The organism is Peribacillus sp. Bi134, from assembly GCF_918698065.1.
Classification (GTDB): Bacteria; Bacillota; Bacilli; order Bacillales; family DSM-1321; genus Peribacillus.
Window position 1 is genome coordinate 19,887 of sequence record NZ_CAKKLN010000017.1, and the last position, 20,063, is coordinate 39,949.

Here is a 20,063-nt window from a genome sequence, read left to right on the forward strand (position 1 = left end):
ATTCAATCATCCAAAAGGTTCTTATCAGCAGCCTTTTCAATCGTATCCAATTTCTTCAAAAGATCCTGCAGCTCGTCTTCCGAGAATGAATTGAAGTTCTTGCCCATCAATTTGTTATGATCCGCAAGGACTCTCCCCAAAATCGCTTCCCCAGCCTCTTTCAATTCAAGGTTGATGACCCTGCGATCCTTATCAGAGGGCTGCCTTTTTACATAATCCATTTCGACCAACTTATCTACAAATACGGTAATCGCACTTGGCTTTACGGTTAAGAAGTCAGCCAGCTGAGTCGATTTGATCGACCCCTCTTTTTTCAATATCAATAATATGAAAAACTGAGGCGATGTTAATCCATAAGGCTGAAGATTTTTTGCTACGATGGCCCTAAGCTTCTTCCTAATCCGAAAAATCTGCATTTCTATACTATTAGTTACTTCCCATTTAAATTCCAGCCTTCTCACTCCTTATATAGGACAATCCTACCTCTTAAATTTAATTAAATGGCATTCCAATGTCAACTTTACTTTCCATATATCCTTAAAACTAAAAAAAATTCAAATTTTTACTATTTCTCTGTATTTATTTCCCACCATTTTTCCGAATAAATTACATGACAAAAAATAATTAAACTGGTAAACTCTTTACTTAATAATATTAATACTTATAAAAGTTAATATTTATTTAATTTAACAAATAAACATTAGAATAGGAGGCGTTGTCATTTCTGGCTAGTGAACAGTATCGAAAAAAGGAATACATCATCAATATTTTTTGGAGGCGAAACAAGTGAATAGAGGACGTTTAGTTTTAATCAATGTCATTGGTTTGGTTATTATCATAGCGGTATTAGCCGGTGGGGCTTATTACTATTATGAAAGCACGAATTTCATTAAAACGGATGAAGCGAAGGTTTCAGGAGAGCTATATACCATCGTTGCCCCCGCTGCCGGTAAATTAGCAGATTGGGACTTACATGAAGGAGACAGTGTAAGTAAGGATGACAATGTTGCCAATGTAACCACTTTAGATGGAAAAGAAGCGGTAAAAACCGCAGCACAAGGTACTATCGTTAAAACACAAGTGCATGATGAGCAGCTTGTTCAAGCGGGTCAAACGCTGGCTCAGACCATCAATATGGATGATCTGTCCATAACGGCTAATATTGAAGAAAATAAATTAAAGGATATCGAAAAAGGTGACAGCGTAGATATTATCATCGATGGAGATCCCGATACTGTCTTCGAAGGTACATTGGAACAGATCGGTTATGCTACAACGTCCGTCTTTTCAGTGGTGGGCAATCAAAACAGCAGCGGAAACTATACGAAAGTCACTCAAAAAGTACCAGTTAAAATTTCCATCAAAGCACCATCCGATAAAGTTCTGCCTGGAATGAACGCAGAAGTGAAAATTTCAACTAAATAAAATGGCTTCACAGTTATACAGAAAGGAGGCTTTTCTTTAAATGGCTTCTCAAACCATCACAGTAAATGAAAACAAGGGAATGAAGCAGTTTGCCCCCATGTTAATTATCTTAATGCTAGGTTTGTTCATGGTCATTTTGAATCAGACCCTGCTTAGTGTCGCCATGCCCAGAATGATGGCAGAATTCAATGTAGCTGCGACTACGATTCAATGGTTATCAACTGGATTCATGCTCGTGAATGGAGCCTTGATCCCACTGTCCGCTTTTTTAATTGAACGGTTTGGCACGCGCATTTTATTCCTTGCTGCCATGTTTTTATTCACCATCGGGACATTCATCTGCGGCATCGCACCCAATTTCCCCGTCATCCTTACAGGCCGGCTGATTCAGGCGGCTGGCGGCGGGATCCTGCAGCCATTGGTCATGACGATCATTCTTTTCATCTTCCCTCCGGAAATGCGCGGGAAAGGCATGGGAATCTTTGGACTTGCCATTATGTTTGCCCCTGCAATCGGCCCGACTTTATCTGGTTGGGTCATTCAGGAATATAGCTGGCGGGTCATGTTCTACGCAATGGTACCATTAGGCATGATAGTCATGACACTCGCCTTTTTAAGTATGCGTAATGTAGCAGAACCAAAGAAAATCAAATTGGATTTGTTGGGTGCGTCTCTTTCCTTGCTGGGAGTTGCTTCCTTACTATACGGTGTCAGTGAAGCGGGTTCCAAAGGCTGGACGGATCCCATCGTTCTGGGAACGATCATCATCGGGCTGATCCTTTTGACGCTTTTTGTGGTTCAACAGCTTAAATCGGTAACACCTATGCTCGACTTCCGTGTATTTAAGTATGACATGTTCGTATTATCGAATATCATTTCCGCCATCGTCACTGTGGCCATGTTTACCGGGATATTCTTATTGCCTATATATTTGCAGACATTAAGAGGCTTCACACCAGTTCAATCCGGCCTATTGATGTTACCCGGAGCCCTTGTGATGATGGTGATGTCACCCATTTCAGGAGCATTATTTGACAAAATCGGACCTCGTCCATTAGCACTAATTGGTTTAGCGATTACTGCCGTCACAACCTTTGAGTTCGCTAAATTGACTACGGAAACTACCTATTCGACTTTGGTCATCATCTATGCCATCCGCGCACTTGGAATGTCTTTACTGATGATGCCGATCATGACTGCTGGGATGAATCAGCTTCCCAAGCATTTGAATACACATGGTACGGCAATGAGCAATACGCTTAAACAAGTGACCGGAGCCATTGGTACGAGCTTCGTCACAACCATTTATACAACCCGTGCATCTTTCCATGGAACTGCTTTAGGAACGGAAATGAGTACGAGTGATCCCGGTTTTGTTCAGAATTTCCAAACAATCGTTCAATCCATCATGAGCTCGATGAATCAAACTAGTGAACAGGCACAGGAAACTGCCATGTCGCTGATTTCTTCACAAATCCAGGGTCAAGCAAATGTGATGGGAATCAATGATGCATTCTTTTGGGCAACAGGCTTTGCAATTGCCGGTATCGTTCTTTCACTGTTTTTACGTGACGTTCGGAAGGACAAAGCAATGAAAAAAGCTAAACAAGAACACTTGGATGTACCTTTGCTTCCTTCACCAGTAAAAAAATCGGTTTAATTAAATGGGGGAATAAAAATGAAGATCTATGTTGTTTACGACAGTGAAGGCAACCATACGAAAGCACTTGCCGAATCAATAGCTCAAGGGGCCGCCGCGGTCCCCGGCGCTGAGGTTCTCATTGACCATGTGAACGAGGCGGATGTTTATAAGCTCCAGGAAATGGATGCCATCATTTGGGGCTGTCCCGGTCATTTCGGCACCATCAGTTCGAGTTTGAAAACATGGATCGATAAACTTGGGTATCTATGGGCGGAAGGTGCGCTGATCAATAAAGTGGGTGCTGTGTTCTGTACGACGGCCACCGTACATGGCGGACTCGAGGCTACCATGCTGAACTTAATCACCCCTATGCTCCATCAAGGCATGATCATTGTTGGCTTGCCCGGCACTGTCCCGGAAAACGCCTTATATGGCTCCTACTATGGAGTAGGAATAAGCTGTCCGCCCGGTGTGGATGACAACATCACCAAAAATGACTTGCAGCTTGGAGAAGCATTAGGAAAACGGGTTGCCCATGTCACCCGTTCATTCATAAACGAGCTCTAGGAGGCTTGATTCAATGGGCATAATTCTAATTATCATCGTTGCCATATTAGCGGTTACGGGCTTGATCACATACAATATCAAAGCCTTATCCCCTGAAGGTAAGCCGCCGGGTGTCGAGGAAGAGAACTCGTTGGAAGAGTCCGCTTTCTCTTCGGCTGATGATTCCGTTACCGAAATCATCTCCCCAGCAGAAAATGATGAATTGAAAATGAAAGATCAGGATTATCGTTTGGCACTTTCCAAGCTTCACAATCAAAAGCCAAATGATGAGCCAACTGCAGAAAAAAAACCTAATCTTCGCAAAATGAAAGACAAGGAATACCGTGGTACATTGGAAGACTTCCGGCAAAATGGCGATTGAAGCACGTCACCCCTTTCGGCATATTCGCCTCTTTTTGGGTTTTCCTCACCGCCTTTAGCTTAAAGATAGACCTGCAGGCTTAACTTATTTTTCTGGTTGACAAATATTCACAAAGACTTTAAGCTAAGGTAATGCAACACAAACATTTTTTTAAACTCAGCTTTTGTTGAGAGACGGAATTTTAAAAGGATTTCCTTTTTTCGTTCGTCACTTGCCTTTTTGGCAGGTGGCGATTTTTATTTTTACAGGGGTGAAAAATATGCAACTTTTGAAGTATTCCATAATGGTCTTAATCGGTTCGATCTCATATGGCACATTATCCACCATGATGAAGTTTGGATTCATGGATGGCCATTCATCCGGAGAACTGGTCGGCAGTCAATACCTCGTCGGTTGGCTGATTGTCTCCGTGTTATTTCTTTTTTCGTTTAAATATAAAGTTTCATGGAAGAGTGCCGGATTGCTTTTAATCACGGGCATGATGTCCACTTTCGTCGGAAAGGCATATGCCGTTTCCGTATCCGAGCTTCCCGCTTCGATTGCCGTTGTCTTTTTATTTCAATTTACCTGGATAGGCGTCCTCATTGAAAGTTTCATAAATAAAAGACGCCCGGATAAAAATAAACTCATTGCCATTTTCGTTCTCTTCATCGGAACATTATTGGCAGGCGCGATCTTTGGTCAGCCTCTATCCGGCCTAAGCCTAAAAGGCGTATTGTTCGGTCTATTGTCTGCCTTGCTTTTTGCGCTATATATGTATTGCAACTCTCAATTCGCAGTTGGGGAATCTTCAATGAAACGGCTGTTTTACATTGCAACAGGTGGTATGCTGACTGCTGTATTCACAACTAACCCCGTCACACTTGTGACGAATCTTGTCCAAACGAACCTATGGTACTACGGTCTGCTGCTCGGCACATTGGGTGTTTTAGTTCCTTTCTTTTTCTTTGCTGTCAGTTTGCCCAAAGTGGGTGTCGGCCTTGGAACGATTCTTTGTGCTGCGGAACTGCCCTCAGCGATGGTCGTTTCCGTCATCTTTTTGCATGAACAGGTTACGTCACTGCAATGGTTCGGGATGTGCTTGATCATCGTAGGCATCGCCTTGCCTGAGGGAATAAAGCATCTGCCGCATTTCCTTCCTGACAGAAAAAAAACGATGCATGAAAAAAGGATTTCATAACGTGCATGCGCACAAGAAAGACCATTCCCGTTAGAGGAATGGTCTTCTTTTGTATATTGTTTTTCCTTTTCTTCTTAAGAATCCAATTGTTGTACTTGAAATAGGTTGTAGTAATGCCCTTGCTTTTTCATAAGTTCTTCGTGTGTTCCCATTTCCGTAATTTCCCCATTATCGATATGAACGATCCGATCGGCATGGGTGATGGTGGATAACCGATGGGCCACGATGATGGTTGTCCGGTCTTTCGCTAAAATATCCAGCGCCTCCTGGATGTAGTGTTCACTTTCCAAATCCAATGCGGATGTGGCTTCATCAAGTACAAGGATTGGCGGGTTTTTCAAAAATACCCTCGCAATGGCCACCCTTTGCTTTTGGCCTCCGGATAATTTAACTCCCCGCTCCCCGACTTTCGTTTCATATCCTTCTTTCAGACCCATGATGAAGTCATGGGCATTCGCCGCCTTTGCCGCTTCAAATACTTCTTCATCACTTGCATCAGGTCGTCCCATAAGGATGTTGGCCTTAACCGATTCGCTAAATAAGATATTATCCTGTAGAACCATTCCTATTTTATCTCTTAGGGAGCGGACTTGATACTTACGGATATCCGTCCCATCCAATAATACCCTTCCCTCCGTCACATCATAGAAACGGGAAATCAAACTGACGATCGAGGATTTCCCGCCGCCGCTCATCCCGACAAGTGCAATGGTTTCCCCTGGTTTGACATCCAAGTTTATATGTTTCAAAACGGGTGCCTCTTTTTCGTCATAAGCAAACGATACATCCTGAAAGGTTATTCTGCCTTCCACATGCTTAAGCTCTTTCGCCCCTGGTTCGTCATCGATATCATACTTCTCATCCACAAACTCAAAAACCCTGTCCATGGACGCCAATGTCTGGGTCATTGTCGTCGAAGAGTTAACTAAACGTCTGAGGGGATTATAAAGCCGGTCAATGAAACCGACGAAGGCAACCATGGTACCCAGTGACAATTGTTCATGAATGACCTGATAACCGGCAAATCCTATTACGAGCAAGGGGGCAATATCCGTGATCGTATTCACGACGGCAAATGACTTGGCATTCCAGCTTGTATGCTTTAGGGCCTTATCGAGGAAATTCTTGTTTTGCTTCGCAAACAATTCCTGTTCCCTGTCTTCTATCGCAAAGCTTTTGATGACTGACATCCCTGAAACCCGTTCATGAAGGTGACTCTGTACATCAGCTAACGCTTGGGATCGAATCCTTGTATAGGTTCTCAGCTTGCCAAAGAAATGCTTAATCGAAAATGCGTAAAAAGGAAGCATGATGATCGATACAACGGTTAACTTCACGTCCATTGTAAACATGATGACTATCACTATGATGATCGTTGCTATATCGAGCCAAAGGTTCATCAAACCCGTGATGACAAAGTTCTTCGTTTGTTCCACATCCGTGATCATCCTCGAAATGACCTCGCCCACCCTTGTATTGGAATAATATTTAAAACTCAGTTTCTGTATATGAGTAAATAAATCATTACGAATATCATATAAGATTTTCGTTCCGGTCCATTGCGCAAAATATTGTCTGTAATACTCAATCGGCGGTCTAACTGCAACGAAAATGAAAATCATGATGGCCATTGCCCATAAAAGGCGTTCGGATTTCACGGCTTTGGACAGGTCACCATTTCCGATGATGTCATCCACTATATACTTACTGAGCAATGGAAGCAGAAGCGGAATTGCGAACTTTAGCAATCCAATCAGTACCGTTCCGATTATCTGCCATTTATATGGTTTGACGAATTGCAAATATCTCTTAATGCTCCCCACGGAATACCTCCTTTTCTGAATCATTAAATCCAAATGAAAAAAGTCCATACCAGCAATTTGGAATCTTATATGCACTGTTCAATTATATTTTCCTTTTCGATGATTAAGTAACAAAAGGATTTCATTCACTAACTTTCAAACACATTTAAAGGAGGTTTAATGGTTCCTGCATCGTGATAGATTGAAACAGTTGTGTAGATATATGTTACACAATGAAAAAGCCTGCCAATTAAGCAGCAGGCCTTTTCTATCATCGATAGGTTAAAAAGCGTTCATACCAACTATCAATAAACTCTGCGGAGAATGGTCCTTTTCGCTGGCGTATCATATAAATCAAATAGTCTACGTTCTGTTTCAATATTGAATCGATGGCATCCGGGTAATTCATTTCTTTCCGATGCCTTTCATATTCATCCTCATCCAGCAAATTAAACGTCATATCTGGGAATACTTTAATGTCCAGGTCATAATCAATGTATTTCAATGCTCCCGAATCGTATGTGAACGGCGAACTGATATTGCAATAATAATAAACCCCGTCCTCTCTCAACATACCAATAACATTAAACCAATACTTTGAATGAAAATAGCAAATCGCCGGCTCTCTCGTAATCCAGGTCCTTCCATCTGATTCCGTTACCATAGTACGGTCATTCGCTGCTATCACCAGATTTTGGGTCCCTTTTAAAACGGTTGTCTCTTCCCAGATACGATGGATATGTCCATTATGTTTATAGCTGTGGATTTGGATTTTTCCTCCTTCGGCAGGAACAATCCCCATTTATCTCTCCCTACTTTCTATAGACACCCTGACAGCGTACTGTGCCCTATTCCGTTTGCAGTTGTTGTGTGTATTTAAAATATATACTTTTTTCCATTTACCCTATATTCCTATATTATAGCGATTTATTCACAAATTTAAAACAAAAGTGGCTAATCTCCCAGTGAAAATGTGTAAATAAGTCGAAAAAGTCTGACCATCCACCCATTTTAACTAAGAAATTAGCCGGTTATTTATCGTATGGCAGCCTGTCCTTGCTGAAAATAACGGATGACTTCTTCCGTTTGCTTCTCGAACATATCATGGATACTTTTCAATTCCTGCTTTTTGAGTTGAATCTCTTCCTGAATGGTGACCGCTTCACTCTCCTCTTCCAGGGCAAGGAGTTGCTTCTCTATATCTTGGCATCTTTCGATTTCGGATTGTAAAAGTAAAAGCTTATCCATCGTTTTCAACTGGTTGTTAATAAGCCGGTTAAATTCCTCCATGAATGCACCTTCCTAATCTGTATTTTTTCTATAAGTATGTATATTCTATTTTAATCAGCTTTTTCCTTTGACATAAAATGTAAACACAACGAAACATTTGTCGAATACAATGAAAGGCAAAAAAAAGCACCCTTCATAAGAAGGATGCTTTTTCATCGGCAATTAGCCTTGGTTTTTATTGCTTTGAGATTTTTGGTTTTGTTGTTTCACTTCTTGAACGTTAGTTTCAGAAGCAAACTCTGTACCGTATTGGCCTTGTGCTTGACCTTGGCCTTTTTTCTGTTGAGATTGCGCGTTTTGTTGTCTCACTTCTTGAACGTTAGTTTCAGAAGCAAACTCTGTACCGAATTGACCTTGACCTTGTTGAGATTGCGCGTTTTGTTGTCTCACTTGTTGAACATTTGTACCTGCTTGTGATTTATTCATGTTTTTAGCCATTGATATCACCTCCACGATAATAAGATAACCATTATCCAGGAGTGCTATCCAACAAAAATCATTTAAATTTTTCCAGTTACATTAAACAAGCAATGAAATGCCTCCATCAACAATTACGGTTTGTCCACGAATCATACTGGCTCCATCGGAAATTAAAAACAGGATTGTATTCACCATATCTTCCACCTCGACCATCCGGCCAGCGGGAGTCTGATCTGCCGCCTCAGCAAGCATTTCATCCCGATTCGGGAAAGACTTCAGGGCATCCGTATCGATCACACCGCCTGATACGGCATTGACACAAATATTTTTTGCAGCCAGTTCGACCGCTAAATATCTTGTCAGTGCTTCAAGTGCAGCCTTGGAAACTCCAACAGCTGTATAATTTTTCAAATAGCGAATGGATCCCAGTGAACTGATACTGACAATTTTCCCTCCGCCGTTCCTCTCCATTAATTTCGCCGCTTCCTGTGCGCAGAAAAGGAGGGCTTTTGTATTGATGTCCATGGTCCAGTTCCAATGGGATTCCTCCAGCTCCATCAATGGGCGCTGCACTCCAGAGGCCGCATTATTAATGAAAATATCCAAACGTCCATAATAAGCATCGATTTCCTCGAACATGCTTTTCACTTTCGCAACGTCACCGACATTTGCCTTAACTACAAGGGCTTTGCGCCCTAACGCTTCAATTTCGGCCGCCACTTCTAATGCTTTCGACTTGCTCCGGGCATAATTAATAACGAGGTCGTAACCTTCCTCTGCAAGCCTTATTGCCGTGCTTCTGCCTAAACCTTTACTGCTACCTGTAACGAGTGCCACTTTTTGTTCCATACGTTTATTCATCCTTTCTGAGTAAACACCTAGTAATAAAAATCATTTTTTTAAGGAGTGTTACTGTTATGTATGTTGGACGTGATATGACAGAGTTATCGATGATGCAAAAATCGGATTGGGAAAATAGTGAACTTGCCTATTTTCATCACTCCCTTCAACAAATGGTACCTTATTTAAACCAAGAAGGACAGAGTATCCATAGCGAAATCGTCAAAGAAATTGAAAATAGAGGGGGACTTAATAGACAAGAAGCAGATTATACCCATGGAACGAAAACCATTTACGATTGATTTTATACGGATATCGCTTTAATAATCAACAAAAGGAAGAGGATATCTTAGCGGATATCCTCTTTTAGCATAATATCCATGTTCCCACGGAAATACAAATCGCACCAAAAAAATAAAGAATGTAATATGATTGAACCACGAATGCTTGAATACTATAAAGATTTATTCGATACACTCTTTTTCTTTATACGCTCTCATCATTTTTTGGTGGGAAACCGGAAATGCCAACTCCTCCATCTCTGCCTCACTCACCCACTTAAGTTGCTGTTCTCTTAATGTCTCTTCACTGATGGCTTCTTTGACCACTCCGATATACGTGTCCACTTTCCAAACGAGGTGTGAGAAAACATGTTCAATTCTTACAAGTGATTCAGTGATTTCCGGTTTGACGCCATACATTTCCTGAAACCTACTTTCGAAGAACTCCCTCTTATGCAAAAGGGATGAATGGTTTTCGAAATTCGGATATTCCCAAAGATTTGCAAGCAATCCTTCTGGTGCTCGCTTGTGAATTAAAAACTCACCTTTTTCATTCGTTAAAACGGCAGCTACAATTGGTACATCCCGCGTCTTTTTCTTTTGGATTTTCACCGGCAATTCCGACTGAACCCCAGCTTCAAATGCTAGACAATGACTTTGGACGGGACATAATAGGCAGGCAGGCTTACCTGGTGTACAAATCAATGCTCCAAGTTCCATCAACGCTTGATTGAAGGCTGAGGTATGTTCATGATCGATCAGCTTTCTGACGGCTGCTTCGAAAGTTTTTCTTGTCTTTGGCTTTGCAATGTCTTCATATATCATCAATATCCTTGATAAAACACGCATGACGTTTCCATCAACAGCTGGCTCCGGCTTACCGTATGCGATACTAAGTATCGCACCAGCTGTATAAGGGCCGACACCTTTCAATTTGGATATTTCATCGGGATCATCCGGTACAATCCCATTATAGGATGCCTTCACTTCCTGAACGGCACTATGCAGATTCCTTACACGTGAATAATATCCCAGCCCTTCCCATGCTTTTAGGATTTTCTCTTCATCGGCATTGGCAAAATCCTCGAGTGTAGGAAACCATTCCACAAACCGGTTGAAATAAGGAATCACCGTGTCCACTCTCGTTTGCTGCAGCATTATTTCAGAAACCCAAACACGGTACGGGTCCTTATTTTCCCTCCATGGCAATTCTCTTTGTTCTTCGAGAAACCAGGAAACCAAATCTTTTTGAAATTCATCGATTTTTATTTTTTCTATTGTCGGGATCGTTATTTCTTTCACATCAGTTCCTCCAAAGATGTTACACTCTTATCAAAATTGGGAATACCTATAGTAGGCCATTCTTTTTTTAATATCATGTTCATATTCATTTATTTGTAAAGATTCACGGGAATAAATCAAAATTATATTCATTTGATGGTTAATATATAAATACGGTATGATGAAAGAAGACCATTTTTTTCAAATTGTGGCAGGGAGGTTAGTTTTTTGGATACAGGTACTCACTTTGTCATGGGAATTGCTCTTGGAGGTCTTGCCACATTAGATCCTGTCATTGCGCAGAGCCCAGTCACTGCAAGTGCAGTCATAGCAGGTACGATATTGGGATCACAAGCTCCGGACATTGACACTGTTTTAAAATTAAGGAATAACGCTGTATATATACGAAACCACCGTGGAATCACGCATTCCATTCCCGCTGTTTTACTCTGGCCCTTGATTATCAGCGGAGCACTTTTCGCCATCTTACCTGAAGCAAATTACCTTCATCTTTGGCTTTGGACCTTTTTAGCCGTTTTCCTTCACGTATTCGTGGATATATTCAATGCTTATGGGACCCAGGCTCTCAGGCCGATTTCGTCTAAATGGGTAGCTTTAGGGGTCATCAATACATTTGACCCGTTCATTTTTGGAATACATGTTGCCGGCCTGATATTATGGGGCTATGGATTTCCTCCAGGCTATTTATTTCTTTCCATTTACGGAATACTCGTCATTTATTATATTTCCAGGTTCAGGGAACAAGCTTTTATAAAAAAAGTGGTCAAAAAGCAAATTCCAGGAGCAAGGAAAATCCTATTATCACCGACCATGCGTTTTCATCGCTGGAAAATTGCGGTGATTACCGAAAAGAATTATTATGTGGCACGGGCCGATAATGGATATGTGACGATTCTAGATACCTTCGATCGAGTGCCATTGCCTGAAAGTGAAATTCTTGAAGCCGCCAAAAAGGATATCAACTTGGCAGCCTTTCTGTCCTTTTCGCCGGTTTACCGATTTGAAATCGAACAGATTAAAGAATATTATGAAGTCCGTTTTATCGATTTAAGATACCGCAGCAATGGATATTACCCGTTTGTGGCAGTGGTCCATTTAGACAGCGAATTGAATATCTTGAATTCTTATACCGGCTGGATCTTTAGCGAAGCGAAACTGCAGAAGAAATTGAATATTATTTTGTAGTCACTGCGTATTGAAAAAGAGCTGATTCCAGGGAACCCCTCTGGAATCAGCTTTTTTAATGCACTCGATTCTGCTGATTTAATAACTGTTGATATTTAGGGTTTTTTGCAATGAATTCGTGGAATTGCTCACCGTAGTTATCAATCCAGGTCCTTACAACTCGCGATGTCATTTCTTCTCCGGCATATTCATGCCCGGCCTTTGCATAGGTCGCCTCGAAATCTTCCCATAATAATTCCACCCAAGTCAAAGCTTGCTCATACGTGATGTGTTCATTTTTCTCAAGCAGTATCTTGGTTAATCTTTCATGGTAATCATTCATTAGAACCACCTCATTGCCAATATTTTTACAGAATGAACTATACTGTTCCATACCCATACTAGTGGTAAGCGGAAACGCTTCTGTCTTTAATCTGATGCTTGGAGGAGAAAAATTTGCGAAATAAACAAAAAGGATTCCCCAACCAAAACAATAATAAATTCCAAGGCGAGCCTCGTGCCAAAGCAAGATATGCTTCAAAGCGTGCAGATGGCAGTATAAATACACACCCTCAAGAAAGAATGAAAGCCTCAAACGAGCGATCGAATTAAAAGATGCACCAGAAGGAATCGGGTAGTTCCCCGGTTCCTTCTTATTTTAACATTGAAATCGGCAGTGCTTCTTCCTTACCGCTTCCGCCTAAGCGGTATCCCCAGGCGAATACGCCATTCATATAATCAATTTTGAAATAGACACCGGGATCTCCGTCAATTTGATATATTTCACCTTTTTTGAAATCATCCGGATTTAACAAATAGGCCTTTGCCATCGTCACTTTTCGTTCCAATACTGAAAATTCATTAACCATTCCCAATTGCTCTGCTTTTCTCGCTTTTTCAGTCAACGCTGCAATTTCCTGCTGTAGTTCATAGGCGGACAACTTGCTGTATCTTACGTCGCTCATATATATGACTCCTTAAATGAAATATTAATTTACCTCTATATTAAACAAAATTTTGCGATTTGGCTATCGATGCACTTAATCCCCATCAGGATTGGAAAGATAACGCTCAATCAATTCTATTGGAAAACCTTTTCGGTATAATGCCTGCTTCATTTTTTGTTCATATTCGAAGCCTTCATGGTTTTTATATCGACGTTGCATTTTTTCGGCATGGTGGCAAAGAGAATCCCATTGTTCATCTTCATCCTTTTCAACCGTCACATCTTCAAGTGCTTCATGGATGACATCTCTTGGGAAGCCTTTCCGTAACAAGGTTTGTTCAACCTTCAGCTTTAAAGCTCGTTCGGAAATGTTTTTTTCCTTTTTGACCGCTTTTCCAGCAAGTTTGCTTGCATGTTCAATCTGAATATCATAGGGGTATTCCTTCAATGCCTCGACAACCAACTTTTCTTGCACCCCTTTTTCCTTAAGCTCGAGCTTAAGGGTAATGGGCCCTTTATTGCCGCCATTCACATGGGTCCGTACGTAAGCCTTGGCAAATTCAAGGTCGTCTAAATAGTTAAAGCTGTAAAGTTTATGTATCGCTTCCTTAATGATCGGCTCTTCCGTTTCCTTCTTTTTTAAATAAAGGCGAATTTCCGATTCCGAGCGCATCCGGTATGATAAATAATTAAGTGCATCGGTAAATGCTTTTTGGATTTCATCATGGAATTGTATTTCAGCCAAAAGCAGGTCATCAAGTTCCATACCCTTTTTTAAGTGAAATTTCAATAGCACTTCTTCGTCTACACTGAAGGTATATTTTTCGTCAACGAAAATGTTATAACGATCTTTACGTTTCTTTTGGGTTGTTATTTTTGTTATGTTTGGCATAAATCCACCCCCTCCACTACTTTACCCCTTTACGTTTACCATTTCTATATATAGCATGTCTAAAAATGAAAAAAGAACATGGGCATGTTAAAGTGAAGGAAAGAAAGGGAAAGGAAGTGGTTTTCATGAAAATAGCCATTGCTGGTGGAAGCGGTTTTGTCGGCACAGCCCTTATTGATGAATTATCAAAAGAAAATCATGATATATATATTTTGACGCGTCATCCCGAAAAATTTAATAAACAGACTAATTTGACATATATCGGCTGGTTGACCAAGGAAGCAAAGCCGGAAAAACACTTGGCAGGGCTCGATGTTTTCATTAACCTTGCTGGTGAATCTTTAAACAGCGGGCGTTGGACACCTGAACGGAAACGCCGGATTGTCGAAAGCAGGGTCGAAGCTTCCAAAGAGATGAACCGGATCATTTCCATACTGCCCGATAAAGTGTCCGTCATCATTAATGCAAGTGCAATCGGATATTATGGGATTTCGGACAATGAAACCTTTACCGAAACCTCTGAATCAATTGGTGATGATTTCTTGGCCCGTACTGTTCAACTATGGGAAAAGGAAGCGGCTAAATCACGCTCTTACAGTAAAAGGTTGATTCTGACAAGATTCGGGGTGATTCTTGGAGAAAAAGACGGTGCACTGCCAATGATGGTCCTCCCCTATAAACTATTCGGCGGAGGAAAGATGGGCAAAGGGAATCAGTGGCTTTCCTGGATTCATATCCATGACGTGGTCCGTGCAATCATCTTTTGCATGAACGATGCTCGGATAGAAGGTCCAGTCAATTTTACTGCACCGAACCCCGTTCAGATGGATACATTCGGGAAAACGATAGGAGCTGTCCTGCACCGGCCCCATTGGTTGCCCGTACCTCCCTTCTTCCTCAAGAAACTGCTTGGGGAAATGAGCATACTTGTACTTGAAGGGCAAAATGTCCTTCCCGCTAAACTTAAAGAGGAAGGATTCACCTTCTCCTTTCCAACCCTTAAAGAAGCTTTACAAAATACCTTAAAAGAAGATTCTCACGTATGAAAGGGTCATTTTAGGAAAAAATAGGGATATTAAGTGGAATGGAGATGATCTAATTGCTTAAAAAACACGATAAAGAGAAAAGTAACTTGACTAGTACACAAGCGATTCTTTATGCTCGCGAATTTAAAAAAGCAGATCGGGCTGGTGGATATACCGAAAAGAAATCCCGTCGTTAAGTTTGGAGTTTTTTCCCGTACATTTTGAACAGCCACTCAACACAAAATAAGCTGGAGATGAATTCATCTCCAGCTTATTTTTTATTCTAGGGGGCGCTAACATGGGACGCAATAACATACACCATAATCGAGATAAGAACAAACAGAAACTTCCTCAGGTTCCTAAAAACCTGAAAAGTGACGGTCTTGACGTTGAATATTCTTCCGAACTGGCTGACCAGGAAGACATCGAGGCACAAGCCCGGGCAAATGCGGCTGACCGCCGTGCTCATAATCGCCGCTTATAAGCAGGAGAAACCAACCAAGGGGCTGTAAATCAGCCCCTTATGTTTTCTTTATTTACATAGCTTATCCACAGCCCTGTGTATATTGTGGATATATTCAGAAAATACTGATAAAAAACAAGTACAATAAATCACCTTATCAACATGAAAATAATGTTATTTCTGGATAACCCTGTGGATTATGTGGATAAAGTAGATTTCAAGCTAACCACTCAGCATTATTTTTGTGGATAACTATTCTCTCTCCTTGAATTGTTCCACAGGATTATTATTTATATAATAACTATCTGTTACGGTCTATATTAAGTCTTACCTCCAAGTATTATCGTATGCCAAATGACTTTTCCACCCCTAACTTGTTAGTAGGCTTATTGCTATTGACCCCAGCATTAAAGAAGGTTCCCCAAACTTTTTCCATCAGCATTTTCTTCCAACTGTTTACGAAGCAAGAATTTTTGCATCTTCCCACTTGCGTTTCGAGGCAGCTCATTACTGAAGATATATCTTCTTGGACGTTTATAGTTCGCCAGTGTTTCACTGTTCTTACACCAGGTTTCTAAGTCGGATTCCGCTAGCGTTGGGTCTTTGGCTACGATGAAGGCCGTTACCATTTCCCCCCAATGATCATCTGGCTGACCAAGGACTGCACAGTCGAGAACTCCTGGATGCTCATATAATGTATCCTCCACTTCCCGTGGATATATATTTTCCCCACCGGAAATGATCATGTCGTCCACCCGGTCCTTGACCCACAGATATCCATCCTCATCCAGGAAACCGATGTCACCGGAATGGTACCAGCCTTTGTAAAGCGCCGTTTCGGTCTCTCTATCTTTTTGAAAGTAACCCTGCATGATACATGGACCCTTCACAAGGATCTCCCCTGTTTCCCCAGGTTCAAGCATATCCTCGGGATCCGATGGCCCTTCTTCATTCGGGCGGACAATGATGATTTCATGTTCGGAGCATGCCTTGCCGGCAGAACCCGCTTTCCTAATTTGATCTTCCTCCAATAGGAGAGTGATGGCGGGACCCATTTCAGTCATTCCATAAGCTTGGATGAACTGCATGCCGAGTTTCTCCTGACAGGCCCTTACAAGTGAGGGGGCCATCGGGGCTGCTCCATAAAGCCCAAGCTTCAAACTCTGGAATTTATAATCATCCAAGTTTTCCTGAATGAGCATGTTCCACATCGTAGGAGCAGCAAAAAACTTGGTGATCCCCTCGGATTCAATCAGTTCCATTACCTTTTTGGGATTAAACTGATGTAATATGACATTTGCGGCACCGACCTGTACGCGAGGTAAAAAGGAACAGTGCAATTCGGCACAATGGAACATCGGTGCAGTAATCAAACCGATATCAGAGCGTTCGTACTTCATTGCTTCTATTAAAATCTCTGCTTGTTTGACCATATCTTTATGAAGGTGGATGACCCCTTTGGGACGTCCGGTAGTCCCGCTCGTATACATGATGGCATAGATATCATCCTCGTGAACATCCACTTCTTCTGGCTTTGATGAGATGCTGGCCAATTTCTGGCGGTAACCTTTGGCATATCCAGGTACATCATCATCAATATACCAAAAGGCCGTTTCCGAAAAACGCTTTTCAACCGCGGCAACGTTCGCTTCCAATTCGTGTTCGAATAAAACGACCTTTGGAGCAGCGTCGTTCAAGATGAAAGCCAACTCTTCCGGCATTAACCGGAAATTGATTGGATTAAAGATTGCACCGATTTTTGCACAGGCAAAGAATGCTGTTGCAAGCTCTTCATTGTTGTAAAGGTACGTAGAGACCCTGTCCCCTTTCCGCACCCCTTCCGCTTGAAGGGCCGCCGCCAACCTATTCACCTGCTCATTCCATTGAATGTACGTATAGCGGATATTTCTTCTCACGTCGTAGATAGCTTCTTTAATGGGGAATTCCTGAACCGTCTGATCAAAGATATTTTTAATCGTCACTGACATATCATTTTCCTCCTCAAGTAGGCCCACCATCAACAGGAAGAGTTCAGGCAAAGCCTGCGATGGTCGGCTTCATCCCTTTTCAGCTTTTACTTTCGTGCGAATTACGAATATTCATAAATGGAATGTCCAGATTCAGTCCAATCTTTCTATGATGGTCGCATTCGCCATCCCATGGCCTTCACACATTGTTTGCAGCCCATAACGGCCGCCAGTCCTTTCTAACTCATGGATCATTGACACCATCAATCTGGCCCCGCTGCCGCCAAGAGGATGACCCAAGGCAATCGCCCCGCCATTTGGATTCAGTTTCTTCGGGTCTGCCCCCGTTTCTTTTAGCCAGGCAATCGGTACAGGAGCGAAAGCCTCATTCACTTCAAATATGTCGATATCATCAATTGTAAGACCTGCTTTTTCCAAAGCTTTTTGGGTGGCGGGAATCGGCCCCGTAAGCATCAGGGTGGGATCTGACCCGACAACAACCCGTGTATGCACTTTAAAGCGCGGTTTCAATCCAAGCTCTTCGGCTTTACTGCGTTCCATCAATAATAAAGCGGCAGCACCGTCACTGATTTGACTTGAATTCCCCGCATGGATTAAACCGTCTTCTTGGAAAACCGGTTTCAATCCAGCAAGTACTTCAAGCGTAGTTCCACCCCTTGGGCCTTGATCTTCCGTAACTTCGATATGATTTCCTTCTTTATCAGTACCCGATACTGATATCATTTCACGATTAAAATGTCCCTCTTTTTGAGCACGTATTGCCTTGGCATGGCTCTCCACGGAAAACTGATCACAATCTTCACGTGTTATTCCCCACTTATCGGCAATTCTCTCAGCTGATAATCCTTGGTTGATCACCTCATAAAGGTCCATATACTTTTGGCTTGTTACAGCACCTTGATAATTAGACCCCATGGGAACTCGTGACATGTTTTCCACTCCACCTGCCACTACCACATCCATATCACCCGACAAGATGGCCTGGGAAGCGAAGTGGACTGCCTGCTGACTTGATCCGCATTGACGGTCAATCGTCGTTCCCGGCACTTCAATCGGAAATCCGGCAATCAGTGTAGCAACCCTTGCTATATCACCGGCCTGTTCGCCCGACTGTGAAACACAGCCTAAAATGACATCATCGACAATAGCCGGATCGATGCCCGCCTTTTCAATCAGCTTCTTCAATACTTCCCCTGCCAGATCATCAGGGCGGACGTCTTTCAAGACACCGTTCCTTCTGCCTACTGGCGTGCGAATCCCTTCAACGATAACCACTTCCCGCATATACACTCTTCCCTTCTCAACCTTTTTATTAAATTAAAGACCCATATTCTTAGCGATGATCTTCTTCATGATTTCATTTGTCCCTGCATAGATGCTCGCTACCGGAACATCCCGATACCTTCTGGCAATCTTGTATTCCTCCATATATCCATAGCCGCCATGAAGCTGCATGCATTCAATGGATATTTTTCTGGCAGTCTCCGTCAAACGCCATTTTGCCATCGAAACTTCCGTTACAACCTGTTCACCAGCCATATGTTTGGTGATCAATTGATCTAGGAAGGCACGCCCCATTTTGATTTCCGTTGCCATTTCCGCAATTTTGAATTGAGTATTTTGAAACTGACTTACGGATTTTCCGAACGCTTCCCTGCCCTTCACATACTCAATCGTATCGGCCAGCATATCCTCAGATGCGGTTTGAGCACAAATTGCCACCACAAGGCGTTCCTGCTGCAGTTTATCCATTAGGTAATTAAACCCTTTGCCTTCTTCACCAAGCAGGTTTTCCTTTGGAACACGGCAATCCTCGAAGATGAGCTCTGCTGTATCCTGACTGTGCAAACCAAGCTTCTTCAGTTTTCGACCCCTGGAAAACCCGGGTGTATCCCTTTCGACCACAACTAAGCTAACGCCTTTATGTTTCGGAACAGCATTTGGATCCGTTTTACAGGCAACGATGACCAAATCCGCATGTATGCCATTCGTGATGAATGTCTTTTGGCCATTTACTATGTAATGATCTCCGTCCAAAATGGCAGTCGTTTTAATATTGGCCAAATCCGAACCTGTACCAGGCTCTGTCATGGCAATGGCTGTAATGATTTCCCCCGTCGTGCATTTGGGAAGCCAGCGCTGTTTCTGCGACTCATTTCCGTATGCGGAAATATACGGAACGGTGATGTCACTGTGAAGTCCGAAACCAATGAAACCAGAACCGACTCTTTCCAATTCCTCATTAATTATGACTGAAAAGCCCCAATCTACCCCTGAACCTCCATAATCTTCTCCTAGGTCCGGACATAAAAAACCCTGTTCCCCCATTTTCACCCAAAATGACCGGGGAATGATCCTCTCTTCTTCCCATCGTTCATAGTGGGGAACTGCTTCTTTCTCTAAAAACTTTCGGAATGACTTACGGAAAATCTCATGATCTTCACTTAGGTATGGATGTTTCATCTGTTTTATCTC

24 protein-coding genes are annotated in these 20,063 nt (G+C 42.2%); 11 read left to right on the forward strand and 13 right to left on the reverse strand.

Translation table 11 applies throughout. The features are described 5' to 3' along the window. Positions 1 to 2: 2 nt before the first annotated feature. Positions 3 to 461, reverse strand: coding sequence for a MarR family transcriptional regulator (locus LQ188_RS25645; RefSeq protein WP_082196714.1), 459 nt, complete (start codon positions 459 to 461; stop codon positions 3 to 5). Positions 462 to 786: 325 nt separating this feature from the next. Between LQ188_RS25645 and LQ188_RS25650 the strand changes: the two genes are divergently transcribed. The 5 genes from LQ188_RS25650 to LQ188_RS25670 all read left to right on the forward strand — a co-directional run bounded on the left by LQ188_RS25650 (position 787) and on the right by LQ188_RS25670 (position 5,175). Continuing rightward, positions 787 to 1,425 carry an HlyD family efflux transporter periplasmic adaptor subunit gene (locus LQ188_RS25650; protein WP_230178794.1) on the forward strand — a complete coding sequence of 213 codons (639 nt, stop codon included), beginning with the start codon at positions 787 to 789 and terminating at the stop codon, positions 1,423 to 1,425. 40 nt (positions 1,426 to 1,465) lie between these two features. Continuing rightward, entirely contained in the window at positions 1,466 to 3,085 is a 1,620-nt protein-coding gene (locus LQ188_RS25655) for a DHA2 family efflux MFS transporter permease subunit (RefSeq protein WP_230178796.1), read from the forward strand. An 18-nt stretch (positions 3,086 to 3,103) separates the two neighbouring features. Continuing rightward, positions 3,104 to 3,634 carry an NAD(P)H-dependent oxidoreductase gene (locus LQ188_RS25660; RefSeq protein WP_063234827.1) on the forward strand — a complete coding sequence of 177 codons (531 nt, stop codon included), beginning with the start codon at positions 3,104 to 3,106 and terminating at the stop codon, positions 3,632 to 3,634. A 13-nt stretch (positions 3,635 to 3,647) separates the two neighbouring features. After that, on the forward strand, positions 3,648 to 3,995 hold the full coding sequence (locus LQ188_RS25665) for a hypothetical protein (protein WP_230178798.1): 348 nt from the start codon (positions 3,648 to 3,650) through the stop codon (positions 3,993 to 3,995). 259 nt (positions 3,996 to 4,254) lie between these two features. Beyond that, positions 4,255 to 5,175, forward strand: a complete 921-nt coding sequence (locus LQ188_RS25670; RefSeq protein ID WP_230178800.1) for a DMT family transporter — start codon at positions 4,255 to 4,257, stop codon at positions 5,173 to 5,175. A gap of 74 nt (positions 5,176 to 5,249) precedes the next feature. Here LQ188_RS25670 and LQ188_RS25675 read toward each other — a convergent pair whose 3' ends face one another. The 5 genes from LQ188_RS25675 to fabL all read right to left on the reverse strand — a co-directional run bounded on the left by LQ188_RS25675 (position 5,250) and on the right by fabL (position 9,536). Then, entirely contained in the window at positions 5,250 to 6,998 is a 1,749-nt protein-coding gene (locus LQ188_RS25675; protein ID WP_101225958.1) for an ABC transporter ATP-binding protein, read from the reverse strand. A 250-nt stretch (positions 6,999 to 7,248) separates the two neighbouring features. Continuing rightward, positions 7,249 to 7,779, reverse strand: a complete 531-nt coding sequence (locus tag LQ188_RS25680; protein ID WP_048685440.1) for a DUF402 domain-containing protein — start codon at positions 7,777 to 7,779, stop codon at positions 7,249 to 7,251. A gap of 233 nt (positions 7,780 to 8,012) precedes the next feature. Then, the gene (locus LQ188_RS25685; RefSeq protein WP_063577340.1) at positions 8,013 to 8,267 is read right to left on the reverse strand and encodes a YgaB family protein; all 255 of its coding nucleotides are present in this window, start codon (positions 8,265 to 8,267) and stop codon (positions 8,013 to 8,015) included. A 162-nt stretch (positions 8,268 to 8,429) separates the two neighbouring features. Continuing rightward, positions 8,430 to 8,705, reverse strand: a complete 276-nt coding sequence (locus LQ188_RS25690; protein ID WP_230178802.1) for a gamma-type small acid-soluble spore protein — start codon at positions 8,703 to 8,705, stop codon at positions 8,430 to 8,432. An 81-nt stretch (positions 8,706 to 8,786) separates the two neighbouring features. Then, positions 8,787 to 9,536: an enoyl-[acyl-carrier-protein] reductase FabL gene (fabL, locus tag LQ188_RS25695; RefSeq protein WP_230178804.1), complete on the reverse strand. Its 750-nt coding sequence runs from the start codon at positions 9,534 to 9,536 to the stop codon at positions 8,787 to 8,789. A gap of 68 nt (positions 9,537 to 9,604) precedes the next feature. Between fabL and LQ188_RS25700 the strand changes: the two genes are divergently transcribed. Further along, complete coding sequence (locus LQ188_RS25700; RefSeq protein WP_101225956.1) at positions 9,605 to 9,829, forward strand: hypothetical protein; 225 nt, start codon at positions 9,605 to 9,607, stop codon at positions 9,827 to 9,829. 162 nt (positions 9,830 to 9,991) lie between these two features. Here LQ188_RS25700 and mutY read toward each other — a convergent pair whose 3' ends face one another. Further along, positions 9,992 to 11,110, reverse strand: a complete 1,119-nt coding sequence (gene mutY, locus LQ188_RS25705; protein ID WP_101225955.1) for an A/G-specific adenine glycosylase — start codon at positions 11,108 to 11,110, stop codon at positions 9,992 to 9,994. Positions 11,111 to 11,317: 207 nt separating this feature from the next. On the opposite strand from mutY, the gene LQ188_RS25710 reads away from it, so the two are divergent. Then, the gene (locus LQ188_RS25710; RefSeq protein WP_101225954.1) at positions 11,318 to 12,295 is read left to right on the forward strand and encodes a metal-dependent hydrolase; all 978 of its coding nucleotides are present in this window, start codon (positions 11,318 to 11,320) and stop codon (positions 12,293 to 12,295) included. Between the two features lie 55 nt (positions 12,296 to 12,350). On the opposite strand, the gene LQ188_RS25715 is transcribed toward LQ188_RS25710, so the two are convergent. Then, positions 12,351 to 12,617 (reverse strand): YfhJ family protein, encoded by a 267-nt coding sequence (locus tag LQ188_RS25715; RefSeq protein WP_101225953.1) that lies wholly within the window; start codon positions 12,615 to 12,617, stop codon positions 12,351 to 12,353. Between the two features lie 113 nt (positions 12,618 to 12,730). Between LQ188_RS25715 and LQ188_RS25720 the strand changes: the two genes are divergently transcribed. Continuing rightward, a complete protein-coding gene (locus LQ188_RS25720) occupies positions 12,731 to 12,886 on the forward strand; it encodes a small, acid-soluble spore protein K (RefSeq protein ID WP_034305387.1) in 156 nt (51 codons plus the stop codon). A gap of 41 nt (positions 12,887 to 12,927) precedes the next feature. Here LQ188_RS25720 and LQ188_RS25725 read toward each other — a convergent pair whose 3' ends face one another. Both LQ188_RS25725 and recX read right to left on the reverse strand, forming a co-directional pair. Then, entirely contained in the window at positions 12,928 to 13,239 is a 312-nt protein-coding gene (locus LQ188_RS25725) for a YfhH family protein (RefSeq protein WP_063234815.1), read from the reverse strand. Positions 13,240 to 13,314: 75 nt separating this feature from the next. Further along, positions 13,315 to 14,112 (reverse strand): recombination regulator RecX, encoded by a 798-nt coding sequence (gene recX / locus LQ188_RS25730; protein WP_230178806.1) that lies wholly within the window; start codon positions 14,110 to 14,112, stop codon positions 13,315 to 13,317. A 125-nt stretch (positions 14,113 to 14,237) separates the two neighbouring features. Here recX and LQ188_RS25735 point away from each other — a divergent pair, with 125 nt between their 5' ends. The 3 genes from LQ188_RS25735 (at position 14,238) to LQ188_RS25745 (ending at position 15,621) form a co-directional block, all read left to right on the forward strand. Continuing rightward, complete coding sequence (locus LQ188_RS25735; protein ID WP_230178825.1) at positions 14,238 to 15,158, forward strand: TIGR01777 family oxidoreductase; 921 nt, start codon at positions 14,238 to 14,240, stop codon at positions 15,156 to 15,158. Between the two features lie 53 nt (positions 15,159 to 15,211). Beyond that, entirely contained in the window at positions 15,212 to 15,334 is a 123-nt protein-coding gene (locus LQ188_RS25740) for a YfhE family protein (RefSeq protein ID WP_081088510.1), read from the forward strand. 101 nt (positions 15,335 to 15,435) lie between these two features. Beyond that, positions 15,436 to 15,621, forward strand: a complete 186-nt coding sequence (locus LQ188_RS25745; RefSeq protein ID WP_101225951.1) for a YfhD family protein — start codon at positions 15,436 to 15,438, stop codon at positions 15,619 to 15,621. A 386-nt stretch (positions 15,622 to 16,007) separates the two neighbouring features. Here the strand turns inward: LQ188_RS25745 and LQ188_RS25750 are convergent, their stop codons facing one another. The 3 genes from LQ188_RS25750 to LQ188_RS25760 all read right to left on the reverse strand — a co-directional run bounded on the left by LQ188_RS25750 (position 16,008) and on the right by LQ188_RS25760 (position 20,051). Next, complete coding sequence (locus tag LQ188_RS25750; protein ID WP_230178808.1) at positions 16,008 to 17,588, reverse strand: fatty acid--CoA ligase; 1,581 nt, start codon at positions 17,586 to 17,588, stop codon at positions 16,008 to 16,010. 132 nt (positions 17,589 to 17,720) lie between these two features. Then, complete coding sequence (locus tag LQ188_RS25755) at positions 17,721 to 18,872, reverse strand: thiolase family protein (protein WP_101225949.1); 1,152 nt, start codon at positions 18,870 to 18,872, stop codon at positions 17,721 to 17,723. 33 nt (positions 18,873 to 18,905) lie between these two features. Beyond that, positions 18,906 to 20,051: an acyl-CoA dehydrogenase family protein gene (locus tag LQ188_RS25760; protein ID WP_101225948.1), complete on the reverse strand. Its 1,146-nt coding sequence runs from the start codon at positions 20,049 to 20,051 to the stop codon at positions 18,906 to 18,908. Positions 20,052 to 20,063: the final 12 nt, after the last annotated feature.